This window comes from Paraglaciecola arctica BSs20135 (assembly GCF_000314995.1).
Lineage (GTDB): Bacteria > Pseudomonadota > Gammaproteobacteria > Enterobacterales > Alteromonadaceae > Paraglaciecola > Paraglaciecola arctica.
This window is the reverse complement of the sequence record NZ_BAEO01000010.1, coordinates 1-16,887: the sequence shown is the minus strand read 5'-3', so window position 1 is coordinate 16,887 and position 16,887 is coordinate 1. Positions and strand designations below refer to the sequence as shown.

The 16,887-nt window shown below is 37.6% G+C and carries 15 protein-coding genes; 8 read left to right on the top strand and 7 right to left on the bottom strand.

The window, feature by feature from the left end; genetic code table 11:
* Positions 1–18 precede the first annotated feature (18 nt).
* A complete protein-coding gene (locus tag GARC_RS03515) occupies positions 19–852 on the top strand; it encodes an N-acyl homoserine lactonase family protein (RefSeq protein WP_007616792.1) in 834 nt (277 codons plus the stop codon).
* A 64-nt stretch (positions 853–916) separates the two neighbouring features.
* Here GARC_RS03515 and GARC_RS03510 read toward each other — a convergent pair whose 3' ends face one another.
* Positions 917–1,684 carry a ParA family protein gene (locus GARC_RS03510; RefSeq protein ID WP_007616789.1) on the bottom strand — a complete coding sequence of 256 codons (768 nt, stop codon included), beginning with the start codon at positions 1,682–1,684 and terminating at the stop codon, positions 917–919.
* Positions 1,685–1,816: 132 nt separating this feature from the next.
* On the opposite strand from GARC_RS03510, the gene GARC_RS03505 reads away from it, so the two are divergent.
* Genes GARC_RS03505 through GARC_RS03495 form a run of 3 tightly spaced genes read left to right on the top strand, consistent with a single transcriptional unit; the run spans position 1,817 to position 5,455 of the window.
* Positions 1,817–2,467: a TetR/AcrR family transcriptional regulator gene (locus GARC_RS03505; RefSeq protein WP_007616787.1), complete on the top strand. Its 651-nt coding sequence runs from the start codon at positions 1,817–1,819 to the stop codon at positions 2,465–2,467.
* 42 nt (positions 2,468–2,509) lie between these two features.
* Entirely contained in the window at positions 2,510–3,958 is a 1,449-nt protein-coding gene (locus tag GARC_RS03500) for a wax ester/triacylglycerol synthase domain-containing protein (RefSeq protein ID WP_007616786.1), read from the top strand.
* A gap of 42 nt (positions 3,959–4,000) precedes the next feature.
* Positions 4,001–5,455 (top strand): hypothetical protein, encoded by a 1,455-nt coding sequence (locus GARC_RS03495; RefSeq protein ID WP_007616784.1) that lies wholly within the window; start codon positions 4,001–4,003, stop codon positions 5,453–5,455.
* Between the two features lie 52 nt (positions 5,456–5,507).
* Here GARC_RS03495 and GARC_RS03490 read toward each other — a convergent pair whose 3' ends face one another.
* Positions 5,508–6,224, bottom strand: a complete 717-nt coding sequence (locus GARC_RS03490; RefSeq protein ID WP_007616782.1) for a hypothetical protein — start codon at positions 6,222–6,224, stop codon at positions 5,508–5,510.
* A 263-nt stretch (positions 6,225–6,487) separates the two neighbouring features.
* Between GARC_RS03490 and GARC_RS03485 the strand changes: the two genes are divergently transcribed.
* Entirely contained in the window at positions 6,488–8,116 is a 1,629-nt protein-coding gene (locus GARC_RS03485; RefSeq protein ID WP_007616780.1) for a GMC family oxidoreductase, read from the top strand.
* Positions 8,117–8,256: 140 nt separating this feature from the next.
* Complete coding sequence (locus GARC_RS03480) at positions 8,257–9,369, top strand: DNA alkylation repair protein (protein WP_007616778.1); 1,113 nt, start codon at positions 8,257–8,259, stop codon at positions 9,367–9,369.
* 266 nt (positions 9,370–9,635) lie between these two features.
* On the opposite strand, the gene GARC_RS03475 is transcribed toward GARC_RS03480, so the two are convergent.
* From GARC_RS03475 to GARC_RS03450, 5 genes are all read right to left on the bottom strand, one after another.
* Positions 9,636–11,321, bottom strand: coding sequence for a methyl-accepting chemotaxis protein (locus GARC_RS03475; protein ID WP_007616773.1), 1,686 nt, complete (start codon positions 11,319–11,321; stop codon positions 9,636–9,638).
* 231 nt (positions 11,322–11,552) lie between these two features.
* Positions 11,553–12,017 (bottom strand): hypothetical protein, encoded by a 465-nt coding sequence (locus GARC_RS03470; protein ID WP_007616770.1) that lies wholly within the window; start codon positions 12,015–12,017, stop codon positions 11,553–11,555.
* A gap of 883 nt (positions 12,018–12,900) precedes the next feature.
* Complete coding sequence (glpQ, locus tag GARC_RS03460) at positions 12,901–13,872, bottom strand: glycerophosphodiester phosphodiesterase (RefSeq protein WP_007616766.1); 972 nt, start codon at positions 13,870–13,872, stop codon at positions 12,901–12,903.
* A gap of 40 nt (positions 13,873–13,912) precedes the next feature.
* Positions 13,913–14,296, bottom strand: coding sequence for a lactoylglutathione lyase (gene gloA / locus GARC_RS03455; protein ID WP_007616764.1), 384 nt, complete (start codon positions 14,294–14,296; stop codon positions 13,913–13,915).
* Between the two features lie 232 nt (positions 14,297–14,528).
* A complete protein-coding gene (locus tag GARC_RS03450) occupies positions 14,529–15,071 on the bottom strand; it encodes a GspH/FimT family pseudopilin (protein WP_007616762.1) in 543 nt (180 codons plus the stop codon).
* A gap of 266 nt (positions 15,072–15,337) precedes the next feature.
* On the opposite strand from GARC_RS03450, the gene nadE reads away from it, so the two are divergent.
* Together nadE and glnB are read left to right on the top strand one after the other, a co-directional pair.
* Positions 15,338–16,177 (top strand): ammonia-dependent NAD(+) synthetase, encoded by an 840-nt coding sequence (gene nadE / locus GARC_RS03445; protein ID WP_007616760.1) that lies wholly within the window; start codon positions 15,338–15,340, stop codon positions 16,175–16,177.
* 29 nt (positions 16,178–16,206) lie between these two features.
* Positions 16,207–16,545, top strand: a complete 339-nt coding sequence (gene glnB, locus GARC_RS03440) for a nitrogen regulatory protein P-II (protein ID WP_007616758.1) — start codon at positions 16,207–16,209, stop codon at positions 16,543–16,545.
* Positions 16,546–16,887 lie beyond the last annotated feature (342 nt).

Sequence of the window (16,887 nt, the reverse complement as noted above, 5' to 3'; positions counted from 1 at the left end):
ATTTAGTTAAGGAATATTTTGAAAATATTATCTGTAATATCCATATTTTTACTCGCTATTATTATGCCCAATTTTAGCTTCGCAGAAATTAACGGCATTAAACTTTATGTATTAGATTGTGGCAGTATTGATGTATCAGATATGGCTGAGTTATCTGAAAACGGTGAATACGATGGGCAACAGATTAGTCTGGTAAATCCATGCTTTTTAATACGTCACCCAAAAGGCGATTTATTGTGGGATACAGGACATGAGGATAGCCTAGCTGATACTCCAGACAAGGGGACTGAGGGAGTTTGGCGATCTTCTTTGAAAACTAAGTTAAGTACACAATTAGAAAGCTTAGGATTAGCCGCACATGATATTGAGTTTTTATCTTTGTCTCATGTTCACCCAGACCATTCAGGAAACGCCAATAAATTTTCAGACGCCACCTTTATAGTAAATAAACTTGAACATCAATATATGTTTAGGAAAGATACTCTGGCCATGTTTGGAAGCGGCTATTCGGCGCTGGAACAGTCACCGACAGTTTTTTTTACTGAAGAACACGATGTATTTAAGGATGGAAAAGTAATAATTAAGTCGATGCCTGGACATACCCCTGGTAGTTCTGTTTTGTTTGTTCGCTTAGAGAAATCCGGTAATTTATTACTGACAGGTGATTTGTATATTCATGCTAGGGGCCGACAGCTAAACACCATGTTGATATATAATACAGATAAAAAAGTCACGCAAAGGTCTAGAAAAAACTTTGAGGCCTTCGCTAAGGCAGAAAATGCTCGCGTGATTATTCAACATGAAAAACAGGCTTTTGACTCTTTGCCACTATTCCCCCTCTATCTAAATTAATTTCAAGCATCTGTATAGGATGTTAGGTTTATAAAGGTTTAGGTAGGTAACTCCTAAAACTAAGCTAGTTTTTATCTAACAATTCAAATATAGCTATCAAGGATTGCGTTAGTTTATGTTTTGGCGCAAGCAATATCAGTGGCTTTTTAGCTTGGTGTGACTCGCGCATCTTAACTGACTGACCAATATATTCTGATAACACTGGAAACCCTTCGGCTATCAATTCATTGACGATTTGTTTGGGTAAGTTGGCGTTTGTCATATATTGGTTGGCAATGATCCCTTCAATTTCCAAGCTTTCATTATGATCTTCTTTTATCTCCGCAATTTTTTGTTGCAGGCTATATAACCCTTGCCTTGCAAAGTCGTCGCAATCTATTGGTATTAAACATCTTTGTGCCGCAATTAGCGCCGACATACTGTAAAAGTTAAGTGCCGGTGCGGTATCGATAAATATGTGCTGATAGGTATCTTTTAGTGACTCTAAGGCTTCTCGCAGCTTATAGATTTTATGCCGGCTATCTAACTCACTTTCCAGTTCTGTTAAACGCTCTGAGCCTGCAATAATATCGAGATTTTCAACTTGGGTTGCATGACAAAAATCACTAGCAGGGCGACGATGCAGATGAAAGGTAATGGTTTGTTCAAATAAATCCGCTATGCTGCTGTCTTTGGGCAGATCAGTGACATTCAAATAGGCTGTACTATTACACTGGGTATCTAAATCAATAAGTAAGGTTCGGTATCCTTGACTAGCAGAAATTGCCGCTAAATTTACTGCTAAACTTGACTTACCTACGCCGCCTTTTTTGTTGAACAATACTCTGATCATTTTTTACCTCTTTGATGCTTTAATCTTGTCACTATTTTAAAGATGCAAAAGCTTTATTTTCAAACACTTGCACATCATGCTTGCAGTGTGGAATGATACAACTATGCTCCATAGTATTTTGGTGATAATAAAATGAAAACGGCTCAACGTATATTGATAACTGCCCTTGATATTTTTAATCAACAAGGGGAAAACAACGTTAGCAGTGTCGAGATTGCAATGGAACTAGATATCAGTCCTGGCAATTTGTATTATCATTTTAAAGGCAAAGAAGTCATAGTTGCGGCACTGTTCGATCTCTATCAAGAGCAATTACGCGCCATTCTTGATGCACCAAGTAAACAATCAGATACTTCTCTTAACATTGAAGATTTTTTTTATTATCTTTACCTAATTATTGAAAAAAATCATTTATTTCGATTTTTGTATCGAAATCCTACCGACTTGACCGACAAATATCCAAGTGTGGCCAAAGGTTTTATCAAATTGATGGCCGCTCAAGAACGCTGTGTTACTGAGCTTTTGGCAAAATTTGTGACCCAAAGTACCATTACTGCTTCTGCTGCACAGTGTAATCAAATGGTTGAGATCATTGGCTTAGTCTTTAGTCAGGCTGGCAATTATTATGCTTTGAAAGGCAATGATATTAATGATGATGAGTATTTATACAAAAGTCTGTCTGCTATTTTGTTTGCGTTGTTGCCTTATATCAACATTGAACCGGGTGAGTTACATCATTTGCAAGAAGCCATTGTTAATCGGGGATTTTCTCATGATGAGTAACAATCCAACGTGGGTTATTTCTCTATGTAAAAGGATAATGTTTTGAGTAAAAAGCTAACTTTTCTTGATAAGACTTTTTGGATCACCGAGTCTGAGGATAACCCTAAACATGTCGCCACTTTACAGCTGTTGAAAATACCAGTTGACGCTGCAGCCGACTATGTTGATAAGTTGTTTGCTGAAATGGGTACTTTTGATCAAGCTAGCGCACCCTTTAACTGCCGAGTTAGCACTTTTCTGGGTTACCCGATTAAGTTTGTACCCATTGAACAGTTAGATATGTCATACCATTTGCAACTGCATACAATAGCTGATTTAAACGATAAGCCAGCTTTACATAAGTTTGTTGCAAGTTTGCACGAACCTTGGCTAGATAGAGATAAGCCGCTTTGGCAATACCATATAATTAAAGATAACAATAGCGAACAATTTGCTTTATATATCAAAATCCACCATATGTGTGGAGACGGTAGCACTCTCATTCGTTGGTTTCAGGCAGCTTATAGCCCAAGCCCCAGCACTGAAGGTTTTGTTCCTGTTTGGTCTATGGACAGAACCCAAAAAAAACGGCACAAAGCACATTGGTTTAAAGCAGTCTTTGGCGGCCTATGGGGTCTGTTCATCGCCATTAAAGACTCTATTTGGATCTGGTTTAGGTTATTGCTTAAGCTACTTAGGATCAATCAAAACTATATGCCGTTGCCTTTTACTGGCACTAAAACCGTGCTCACAGGGCAGGTGAAAAAAGGCCGCGCGGTAGCTACTTTGGATATTGATTTTAAACGTGTAAAAGCGCTAAGCAAACGTTTAAGAGCATCAGCCAATGAAATAATGTTATGTGTGTTTGATATCGCCGTACATAGACAACTTGCTGATTCTGGGCAAACATTTAAAAAAGCCTTGTACACCAATATGCCTATTAATCTTCGTAAACCTGGTGAGACAACCTATGGTAATAAAATTGCTATAGTACCTGTGCAGTTGGCCCATGGGCATACTGATCCTTATCTTAGACTCAGAGAAATAATTGAAAACCATCGAATAGTTAAAAAAGCTGCAGCGTCTTCCCATCCTGCATCATTTAGTTATTACACCTTATTGATCCAGACTTATGCCATCATGTTTGAAATGTTAGGCCTGTCTAACTGGGTTAAACCCATAGCCAATATTTTGATATCTAATATGCCTGGTCCTTCTGATATAATGTTCTTCAAAGACAGTCAGTTGCTTGCTAGTTATCCTATTTCAACTATTACGCCTGGTGGTGGGGTGAATATTACTATGATGACCTATAGAGGTCAGGCTAATATCGGTCTAGTTTGCTGTAATAATAATATTGATAGCCTAGAACCACTGGCACGTTACTGTGACGAGGCGTTTGATATGCTGGAAAAGTGTATCGATGACCCAAGTCTGAATATTAAAGATATTGGTGAAGAAATTAATGATGGATCCGTCGCAAATGTTGATGATGAACCTTTCAACAATTGATTCAAATAGATGAATGCGTTATGCATTACTTAGCGAATAAATATGCTCGATAAAAACAACAATTCCAGTTATACCATTTCAGTAGACAGAATGGTTAATGCAATAAGTGGTAATGAAGACGGAAAACCTTCTCTTTATCAACAAGCTGCAAACTATTTTGAAGAAGAGCCTGCAAACAAGCAGAAATTAGCGTTTATAAAAACCGAAATTCAGCAGGTTACTTCAGCTATGAAGGCGCAATCAGGTAAAAAAGCCTTGCAGCTAAAAGAGTCTATCGTGCAACTGAAAAAGAAGTATAACCACGAATTACGTATCCAAAAAAACACTAGGCTAACCAGACTTAATGACGCCGTTGATATGTGCCTTAATTTATTGTCTTTGAGTGAAGGTGATGATTTTGAAGAAACACAGCTAAAAAGCGCCAAATTTTTAACTACATTAGTACTGTTTTCACCAGGTAAAGGTAAAAAACTAGCTGAACTACACCATAAATTAAAGCCCGCTTATAAAGCCGTTTTAAGTTTGCGAGTTCTAGATAAACTTGTTCTTGATGGTATGGTAAAAAACACCTACATGATGAGAAACTATGATCCTAACAAACGTTATGAGCCTGAAGCTAGTGATTATATTTGTTATACACAAGCCGTTATTTTACCCATCATGCTCGCAGCCGTTTTTCAGGATGTAGGTCTTCAACACCCAGATTTAATTGAACTTTTAGAAGGTAAAGATGGCGAGAAAGACAGGTTTCGCTTACTGGAAAAAGATGAACGTGAAAAAATGTTGCGATTGAATTATGAGTATACAATTGATTATTTGCAAAATGGTTTAGGTTGTCAGCAAGCCAGTGCTGAAACCGCAGAAGAAGAGTACGCTTTTGACGTGGCTGAACAGCAAAGACTTAAATTTCAGCTGAGCTTAGTTTTAGATGCCAACTCTTCAAAACTCGGAACTAGCGAGATAATCAAAATACCGCAAATATATGCATCTGTTATTTTTTCGACCAAACGGGAATATCAGCGAAAGAGCTTGCCAACGGCTTCGGTATTGATAGAACAATTAGCTATCAAAAAAATTATCAGCGAACCAATAGCTAAAGCATTTGTGAGTATAGTGGGGCACTTCCCTTTGGGTTATGGCATCGTCTACATACCCAAAGACATGCGAGGGAACGAATTAGAACTATATGAATATGCTATTGTGACGGGTTTAAACCCCAACTCAGAAGAAGAGCCAATCTGCCGGCCTGTTACAAAAAACTTGATATTTTTATCTTATGGAAAAACTAAGGTTGTGGAAAAAAGTATCAATCTACATTTTCCAGTTGCTCGCAAAAAACTAGTGAAAATTGATCCAAAACGTTTAGCTGAAATTATGGAAAAGTTAACCTACGACTTCAAAGTTGAAGAGAGTGCCGCATTTATTCCCTATTACTGGGAGCCATACAACTATTTTTGTGTCGAAGGTAATCAAAACTTGTGGAGTCGTGGTGGTTGAACCCTATTTTTTAATATAAAGACTTTTGTCACTCTACTAATGAGTGGATTGTTTAGAACTTAAATCTCAAATGACCCTCTTCAACTACTACCTTTTTGCCATATTGGATAAATAAACCCTCTTCAAAGTTGGTTTTATCCAAACTGTATTGCATATCTTCACTGGCGGCCAATTCAATAATGATGTTTTCTATTTGTGGTTTGTGGTAATCCAGTACCTTCTGTTTGCTGCCACTTAAATACACTTGCAAATAACGGTTGGCCTCGGACGCTGTAGTGCCTGTCATAATATTAAAGGCAGTTTTCATGGTTCCCGCTACCATAGACAAAACTGGGCTAGGGACAAACAGACTAATAAGGTTGGAAGTGTCTTTTAAAATTGCATATTCATCGTTTAACATATGAATATCGGTAATACTTATTTCAGTTAGCAATACGTTTTTTGTGTTGTGCTCATAATGTGGTTTGGCTCGAACCACTAAAATAACGTGGGCGCGGTAAATGGGGTTACCAAGATAGGTGACCTCAATGCCCCCTAACAACTCGGCTTGAATATAATTTCCATTATAAGGCATAGTTATTTTGGCTTGTGAAAGGGTAAAACGTCCGTCTCCTCTTGGCACAGAAATAGGAAATGAAATAGGTAAGTGAGGCTCAATTAACTGACTGATATCCTCTACTGAATAATCTACGTGTTTCAGTCGTTTAAAACGGATAAGACACTTAGCTAGGAGTAAGCGAAATGAGGTTTTGATAGATTGAGGATCCAAACTAATGCTTCTCCATTGATATTAATGATAATGCTTTGCCCAATATATATTTTATAACTAATTGAATTTTATTGTATAAAGTTATTCCGCTAGGACAGCTTCAAGTTTACAGGAAAGTAACACTAAGATAGCTTTTTTGATACACTAACTGGTATGACATCAGATGAGTGTTGTTGGTGCTGTGACAGGTGATAACTCTGTTTTAACGGTACCCTAAAGGCAACAATTCACATTATTCTAAGTTTCAAATAAGTAGCCGATTAATGCAAAAACTTTCTCAAACAGAGTTCGACTTTATTATCATAGGTGCCGGTTCAGCTGGCGCTACTTTAGCGGCGCGACTAACAGAAAAGAGTCAGTTTAGTGTGTGTTTAATTGAAGCTGGCGGTAAAGATAAAAGCCCGTTTATTCATATTCCTTTTGGTCTGGCTTTTCTTTCCCGTATGACAAATTTAGGTTGGGAATACAATACTGAGCCACAATCTCATTTAAATGATCGTAAGCTTTTTTGGCCAAGAGGCAAGGTATTGGGTGGTTCAAGTTCGCTCAATGCCATGTGTTACATACGCGGTGTGCCAGAAGATTATGATTTATGGAGTGAAATGGGCGCCAAAGGATGGGATTGGCAAACGGTGTTACCTTATTTTAAGAAGTCTGAGAAACAACAACATGGTGAAAGCGAACTTCACGGCGCAGACGGGTACCTAAGTGTCAGTGACTTACGTCATACCAATCCTCTTGCTAACTCCTTCGTTGATGCAGCACAAGACATTGGTCTTGCTAAAGTCACTGATTTTAATAGTAGGGAGCGAGAAGGATTAGGCTTTTATCAGGTTACCCAAGAAAATGGGCAGCGTTGTTCTACAGCTAAAGGATATTTAACGCCTGCTTTAACACGGTCTAATTTAACTGTTATAACTGACGCCTTAGTTGAGAAAATTCAAATTAACGATTCAGTGGCAACAGGGGTAAAACTGCAACTTAATGGTGAGTTTATTGAACTAACTGCCACTAAAGAAGTGTTGTTATCAGCGGGAGCAATCAACTCACCACAAGTTCTAATGTTGTCTGGTCTAGGACCAAAAGCGCATTTAGCAGAAAAAGGCATTGAAATAATTGCGGATTTACCAGGAGTAGGGCAAAACCTACAAGATCACCTTGATGCCATAGTCCAGCATCGCTGCAAAAGTCGCGAAAGTTATTCTATTTCACTGGCGCTTATTCCTCGTTATGTGAAAGCGGCGTTTAATTATTGGTTTAATCGCAAAGGTTTGTTGACCAGCAATGTTGCTGAGGCTGGAGGTTTTGATAAAACCCAAAGTGCCGGTGATATTCCGGATATTCAATATCATTTTTTACCAGCCATTTTGCTGAACCATGGTCGTACAACAGCCTTTGGTTATGGATATGGGGTGCATGTATGTGGTCTGTATCCAAAAAGCCGAGGTGAAATCAAATTACGTTCCAAGGATCCACAGGATCTTGCGATGATTGACCCTCATTATCTCGAACATCCTGACGATCAAAAAGTGATGATTGACGGAGTACGCCGCGCCAGAAAAATTTTAGCCGCACCATCCTTTGAAAAATACCAATCTTGGGAAATTGGCCCTGGTCCAGAGGCACAAACCGACGAACAAATATTGGCTTTTATCCGTAAAAAAGGCGAAACCATTTATCACCCAGTAGGCACCTGTAAAATGGGTAATATAGACGATGTAATGACAGTGGTAGATCCAGAGCTTAAAGTAAAAGGTATTAAAGGCTTAAGAGTCGTTGATGCCTCAGTTATGCCCACACTTGTTGGTGGCAATACTAATGCTCCCACTATTATGATTGCAGAGCGTTGTGCGGATTTGATTAAGCAGCAATATCAACCAATACCCATTTAGATATCTGTTCAAAAAAGTCATTGATTTGAGCGCAAAATGTTTGTGTATCTTGCAGCTAAAAGAAGGCAATCGGTTTAAAGAAGTAGCCCCTTATTTTTGAGAGCTCAATTCGCTGACACAAAATACTAGAGAGTAAAAACTTGGCAGAATCGCTTAAAAATAAATACCCTATAGAGGTCGCTGAAAAAATTAGTAAGATGATTTTCGAAGTGCATCCTAGATTTGATCCCCAAGGTTTTGTTAGTCATGTACGGCAAGGTTATGACCAGCTTGAACTGATGGATCGAGGGCGAAAAATTGCCGCAGCGTTAAAGGTTTTTCTTCCTGATGATTTTGAGAAAGCAGTCACGATTTTATTGGCGTCTATGGAACCGCCTGTTGAGCACGACGAAAACAATAGCCTAGCGTCATTTATATTTATGCCCCACACCATCTATGTTACTGACAATGGTTTAGATAATTTTGATATTTCAATGCAAGCCCATTATCAATTAACACAAAGGTTTACCTCTGAATTTGCGATAAGGCCTTTCATTCAACGTTATCCTGAAAAGTGTTTAGCGCTGTTAGCAAAATGGGCCACCGATTCAAATGAACATGTTAGGCGATTGGTATCTGAAGGTACTCGCCCTCGTTTGCCATGGGCGTCTCGATTACCTGAGTTTATTCAAGACCCATCACCTGTTATTGAATTATTAGAGCTACTGAAAGACGATACTGAGTTGTACGTAAGGCGTTCAGTCGCTAACAACCTTAATGATATTGGTAAAGATCATCCAGAGCTTTTAGCTGACATAGCGACAAAATGGTTAAAAGGTGCGTCTAAAAATAGAGAATGGCTAGTAAAACATGCGTTACGTAGTGCGATAAAACGTGGTGAGCAAGGTGCGCTACAGGCGTTGGGTTATGGAAGCAAAGCCGATGTTAAAATACAAAATGTGGCAATTACACCAGAAAAAGCCAAGATGGGAGCTAGCGTTCAAATTAGTTTTGAGTTAGTTAATCAAGCTCATAATACGGCTGCATTAATGGTCGATTTTTCGATTCACTTTATTAAAGCCAACGGCAAAGCTAATCCTAAAGTATTCAAACTTAAAGCTGTTGAACTAGAGCCTAACGAGTCGCTTAAGTTTTCTAAAAAAGTGTCATTAAAACCTATGACCACACGTACTTTGTATCCAGGGTTACACAAGGTTGAAGTAATTATTAATGGACAAAATATGTTAATTGGTGACTTTGACCTTAGGCAGTAATCTATTTCATGCAGAAGATATTCGTTGTTGAACGTGATTCAATCGAACTAGAAAAGGTGGCGCTCTTCTTCCAATATTGTCTTATGCCAATTCAACGTTATTCGTTAGTAAACCTTAACTCTGGATTAGTCATACCGTCCAGTACTGGATGTGTTCACTGTCATCGCAATGCAACTACAATTTTCTCACAGAGTGTTATTTTTGCATTTGTTTTTAGGAACGCGATGTGTCAAAAACAGAGTTCAGGTTAGTAATTTAAATTTAAATTAGACTTTAAATACACTCAAGTTGTTATGTAAATCATTTACGTTTTCAGCAATCTTTGAATTGGCTTCTGATGTGGACTTTGCTCCTTGGGCTGTTATATCAGCGAGTCCACTAATCTTAACAATGTTCTTATTTATTTCCTCTGCCACCACCGATTGTTCTTCAGCAGCAGTGGCAATCTGTGCATTTAAATCTGAAATTTGTGCTACAAAATTTGCAGCATCTTCAAATGTCTGGCTGGTTTTTGCACTTTTCTCGATACATAAATCAGCACTTTCAGTGCCTTTGTACATGCTGGTTACTGCGTTGTTTGCTTCTGTTTTAAGTCTCACTAATAAGTCTTGAATATCAACAGTAGAAGTTTGGGTACGCTGCGCCAATGTTCGCACTTCGTCAGCTACCACTGCGAAACCACGCCCTGTTTCACCTGCTCTGGCAGCCTCAATTGCGGCATTAAGTGCCAACAAGTTAGTCTGTGCAGCAATACCCTGAATCGATTCTAGTACATTGCCTATGTTATTCGTTTCCTCTACTAAACTTGCTATTACCTGTGATGCTTCGGTTACTTCTTCAGACAATTGTTTGATAATAGTTTGAGTTTCTATCGCATCTTTTTTACCTTCAGATACTTTGTCTTTTACATTCTCTGTCACGTCTGCAGCATGGGCTGCATTTCGAGCTACTTCCTGTGTGGCAGTACTCATTTCATTTACCGCTGTAGCAACCATTTCCGTTTCTGTTCGTTGATTGTCAACATTTGAAGCGGTGCTGCGCATAGCCTCTAATGCTACTTCAGCAGATTTTCCTAATTCATCAGCCTGATTATTGGTATTGCTGATTAGTGTTCTCAATACACTAATAAATTGATTAAATGCCCGAGCAACATCTCCTGTTTCATCCTTGGATTTTTCATCTAATCTGACTGTTAGATCCCCATCACCATTGGCAATTTCTGCCAACCGAGAAGATAATAAATTGATCGGTTTAACGATAGATTGACTAATAACAAATGGCAAAACCAAGCCTACTGCTAGTGAAATGATAAAAGCTACGGATATCCAAATAATACCAGTCTGTTCGTCATGTTCCGCTTTTAATGATGCACTTAGCGTGAACTTTTGGATTTCTGTTGATAAATCAATAAGTTCTTGTTGTAACGAACTCTGTATTTTCTCGAATTTGGACGAAAGCTCAATAAGCTCGTCAGCATTATTTAGTAAGTTAAAGCCTTCAATTTTATTGATTAATATTTTATACCGCTCTTGTACGTTGTTTAATACGACCAAAACGTGGCGGTACTCATTTTTCACTTCTTCAGTATGAACAATTTCAATAGCTTTGCTAACAAAGGTTTTGATGCTTATTATGTCTTTTTCGATAGTATGTGTCAGTTCGGATACCTTTTTATTGAGGTTAATCAATTTTACCGAGTCAACATTACTATTTTGCGAATTGAGAGATTTATAGAATAACGTTCGTTCAATCAAAATTGCTTGTTCAAGTTGCAACTCAGTAATATGGGTTACCTTAGCTCCGAGAGGAATGTGTTCTTCAGCAATATCAACTAATTCGACACCAATCTTAGCCATTTGACTTAACGCGATTATCCCCATAATGAGCATTAGTATGAGTTGAATAAAGCCCAATACGTAAATTTTTTGACTGATCTTTAAACGCTTTAACATTCGCTCTTCTCTTTCTTTAAGTTAAAATTATTATTGCGATTAAAGTGCTCCTTCAACTCAATTGCAGGACTAGGCAATAGCGCGAGATCAATAATGCTATCTATGCGCTTTAAAAATATCAGAATCCTTGTATCTAATAGGGGGTAACATATCTAGATTTTTATATCCCATGCGATAATCGGAGACGTTTTATTTGGTTATTTCATGGGTAAATTTAGTCACGTAAAAGAATTAGAATGGCCTACTAAAAGCCACTCCCAATACATAGGCCTGCTCTCCATCTATAAAGTCAATTGCCACTGTCGGCTCTATTCCAAAATCGCCAGCATGAAAATCGTAGTTCGCACTAATACGATACAAGTCTTGTGAATGAGGGTGAGCGCCTCCAATTTTTTCCTTACCTAAGCCAACTCCCATCCTGACGTTACTTAATGGGTGATAAAAAAACTGTGCTAAGGTAACTGTTACTCCATCACCATGATGTGCATTGTCTGTTTTTTCATAGACTGCACCTAGCCCCCAAGTTTGGTCGAATTTATATTCATATTCGACCCCATAGGTAAAGTTGGTTTCATCTTGTGCATTTGTATAGCCAATAAATATACCAGGAAAGTGGTGCGCATCACCCACAGCACATACATCACTTGAGCTTATTAGCAGTAATGCAGATAACAAAATTGTATTTGGGGATTTCATATTATTTCCTGTTTAAAAACATTATTTTAATTTGAGAGTCTCAAAGACTGATTTGCTAAATGTTACACAAAGCCATTTATGTAGTCTCTTAGACTAAAGTCTAGTTCTAGCTAATATTGATTTGAGTGACTAACAGAAATTATTCGGTGATAACTGATTGTTTTTTTATGTAGATGTATTTATGAATTTAAGCAGTTTAAAGATTGTATTTTGTCTATGATTATCTACTTAATAAACTCAAAACTATTGTCATTAGGCTATAGGATTATTATCTAGTTAAATAACTTATTACTGAGCTAAGTTATTTGTTCCAATCAAGGCTAAAAATAACAAATATGGCACTGAGTTTTAAATTCTCATTTTGTGAATTAAAGGTAAAATAAAGGTAAGGTAAATGTGCTGAATACTTTATGTGGAACCGTTGAAACCCTGAGCTAAAGTATTTGGTTGCTGCAATATACAAAACTGTTAAAACAAAGGTTTAATCTGAAAAAATATAAATAGTCAGTTAAATAGATTAGTTAGGCATAGGGGATGTTTTGCTTTCATTTTCCACATAAAAATACATTTTTATTGATTATTGTTTTAGCCAAAATTTATGTGATTCATGGTATTTCCCACAAAAATATTTGTTTTGATAAAAGATTTTTTTTCTTAAAAAAATATTGGTTGATTTCGATTTTTGAATTTAAAAAAAACCAATATAGGAGCATATGAATATGTGTTTTTTACTTACCTAAACAATAGTTATTTAATGTTAATAATACATACCTATGTATATTTTAACATACCTTAAAGGTGACAAAATTTAGATTAATTATTTATACATGCATTTTAGTTATTCTAGGTTTGTATTTGATTAATCATTGTTTACAACTGTTTACTAATCAATTAGTAAATAATTAACCACAGTGTCTGTGAAATCAGTGAACAGACCATCCACTTTTAAATCATTAAATAATAATTGAAGTGTTTGTTGTGTATCTAGATTGTCTGGTAATGCGTCTTTACGAAACGTATAAGGATGCACTTGCAGTCCTGCAATATGTGCTTGTTTCACATAACCAGTGGGCTGCATTGTTTTGAGATCGACTAGTTGAGGTAACCAAGGACCGATGCCCTGAGCCACTTTGGCTATTGCTGCTAATCCCTGTGGTGTTTTTAATACCTCATAATCGCTAGGTGATTCTAACCAATCATTTTCGGCAATGAGTTGTATTAGTTTTACTTTTGCGCCTAGGTCATTGCGTAACCGCTGAGTTTCAGCAAAATCAAAACACTGAACATAAATGTTTTTATTCCCATCATCTAAGTCATGCTTTCGCAACATAGCCATTACCAGTTGGCTAATATCTACACCTTGCTCTTTATGCCAAGCAGGGGATTTTATCTCAGGGTAGAAGCCAGTATTTTTGTTGAACTGACGATTGAGTTGTTGGATCAATTCAATTTGATCTTCAAAAGTCGCAATGTGAAACTCGCCTTTGCCTTGATAGCGATTTGGAAAAACTTGTTTGCCTTCTGCATCTTGGCGCTCATGAACAATAAGAGTCTTCAATTCAGCCAAGGTGAAATCTAACGCATAATAACGGCCATCTTGGCGTTTTCTAGTTGGGAATACTTGCTCGACGTTAGTGACAGTTTCAAGATGTATGTCATGTAAAACTATTAATTTTGAATCCTTAGTCACTACCAAATCTTGCTCAATAAAATCAGCGCCTTGTGCATAGGCTAAAGTAACAGATTCAAGAGTGTGTTCAGGTAAATAGCCGGGCGCACCTCGGTGTGCAATGACCAAAGGTTTAGCGGCATTCACTAAAGGTTTAGGTGGGATCACCTGACAAGAAGAAACCATAATTAGTATTCCTAAAAGGTAGTATTTCATAATATTCACTTTATTTACGTTCAATTAATTCGATTGCATAACCGTCTGGATCCCGCACAAAAGCGATAACCGATTTACCGCCTTTTACTGGGCCAGGTTTACGATATACGTCGCCACCTTTTTGCTCAATAGACTCGCATATGGCATAGATATCATCTACTGCAATAGCAATATGACCAAAGGCTTCACCCATATCGTAGTTATCTTTACCCCAGTTATAGGTTAGCTCTAAGACAGTTGTATCGGACTCTTCACCATATCCTATAAAAGCCAAAGAATATTGGTATTCTGTATTTTCACTTTGCCTAAGCAACTTCATACCCATAAGTTTGGTGTAAAAATCAATTGAAGTTTGCAGATTGCCGACTCGCAGCATAGTGTGCAGTAACCGCATATTCACTCCTTTTATAGTCTGACGTAATAGTCGTTAGTGTTTATTGATAAGGGATCTGAGCATAGTAGAACAATAATAGGAAATTAATATGACAACTAGGTGGTTTTTATAGGTATTTGAATTTAAATTTCGCAACCGCTGGGTACGACTCTTGGTTTGATGCGAGCCGCCAAGAGTAAATCGCTAAAGGATAGTTAAATGATATTATTATTAATTTAATTAACGGTGATAATTAACAGGACAGCTCGTTACCAGCAGCATTTTCGTTTACGCCATTTTTGTCACTGTCGGTACTCATTTTTACTCTTCCTTGCAAGGTAACTGACAATGAACGGGCGTATTTTGCTTCTCCGTCTTTATGACAAAGTAAAATTTCAGTGGCTTGATTGGCTTCACCGGTACCAGTAAACTTAATGGTATCGGTAGTGTTTGTCATCAAACTAGATTTAGACGTCGCGCCGACAGAGACTAATAACTCTTCTCCTACGTCGCGGATCTCGTCATCGTTATCATCAATAAATACTATTTTCGGATCATTCCAGTCTTCAGAACATACAGAGTAATCAGTTGATGGACAGACCACAACTTGGGCTTGTTCGTCTATTGCATGGTGCCTGGCATATTGGATCACCGAACTAATTTCGTTAATTTCAGCCACAATTCGGTTTTTTATTAAGATGCTTTGAATACTTGGGCCAACAAATGCCAGTATTATTGCCACAATGGAGACAGTGATCATTAACTCTATCAGTGTTACACCTTTTTGTTGTTTCACGTTATGCACTCCAGTAATTTAGAACAATCACCTTAAGTCATTGCCCTTTGAGATTGGAATGACTTAAGGTGATCGTTATTACTTACGATAAACTATTTCTGAACTTTTAGGGTATGAAATAATTATCAAAGGTTAGGATTAACATACACATGTTGATAATATTAAGCTGTAACTGACTTTCAGGTTAAAACCAATGATAGTGTTAAGGGCGGAAATAACCGACCTAGCTGAATTTTTTTGAGTGGCATGAGATATTGAGGGAAAAAATGCAAACGAGTACTGTTATAGAACAAATGCGGGTTTTACCTAAAATCGATGTTAATTATGAGGTTGAACGGCGGGTTAATTTTATCAAATCCCAGCTTATTAGTAGTGGCTGTAAAACCTTGGTTTTGGGTATAAGTGGGGGAATCGATTCCTGTACTTTAGGTCGTTTAGCCCAACTTGCAGTAAATGAGTTAAATCAGCAGCAACAAAAAGGTTACCAATTTGTCGCAGTAAGATTGCCATATGACGTGCAAGCTGATGAAGCCGACGCCCAAGCTTCAATTGATTTTATTCAGCCTAGTCAAAATCTTGCAGTGAATATACAACCCGGTGCAGATGCGATTGATCAACAAACGCGTTTAGCCCTTGATGATATTGGCTTGCTTCCTAACAGCGAATCTAAGCAAGACTTTGTTAAAGGCAATGTTAAAGCCCGTACTCGCATGGTGATCCAGTATCAAGTTGCCGGTTTACTCGATGCTTTAGTTTTAGGCACAGATCATTCAGCCGAAAATATCACTGGTTTTTATACAAAATACGGTGATGGTGCCTGTGATCTAGCGCCACTATTTGGTTTAAACAAACGTCAAGTAAGACAGGTCGCTGAATTTTTAGGTGCACCTCACAACATTATTTACAAAGCGCCAACAGCAGATCTAGAATCTCTTGCACCACAAAAAACTGATGAACAGGCACTAGGTATGAGTTATGACCAAATAGATGATTTTTTAGAAGGTAAGGTTGTAGCAACTGATATAGCTGAAAAACTAGTCGCTATTTTTGTAAAAACACAACATAAACGAGTCCCAATTCCCACCATATATGACTCGGGACTTTGAATTAACAAGCCACACTAATTGAGAATATAATGAAAAAAATAGAAGCGGTAATTAAACCATTTAAAATGGATGATGTGCGCGAAGCATTGTCAGATGTTGGTGTTAGTGGCATGACTGTCACTGAAGTAAAAGGTTTTGGTCGCCAAAAAGGTCATACTGAATTGTATCGTGGCGCTGAGTATAATGTTGATTTTTTACCTAAAGTTAAAGTTGAATTGATAGTAGCAAATGAACAAGTAGATCGCTGTGTCGAAGCTATTATGAACACCGCAAAAACCGGAAAAATAGGTGATGGGAAAATATTTGTTTATGACGTAGAGCGGGTTATTCGTATTCGCACTGGTGAAGAGAACGAAGAGGCTGTTTAACTTAATACACTGATTGATCCACACCTTGTTTTGTTTCACTAAATAAATGGGTAATTTGTCGATAATTAACTCGTTTTAGAAAAAAACTGAAATAATTATAACTACCCTTAGGTCTAATGTTTCGAAACCAGACTATAGTGTTTAACAATCTTTTTTATTGACTACTAATTTTTGAGGATACCCAATATGAAACAAATTAAAAAAACAGCAATCGCTACAGCACTTGGTGCAGTTGTTATCGGCTCACTTGCTTCGGTTAGTGTTCAAGCTAACACTAACCCGTTTAACGTTCAGTCTTTAGAATCTGGCTATATGCAAAATGCCCCAGAAGGCAGTTGTGGT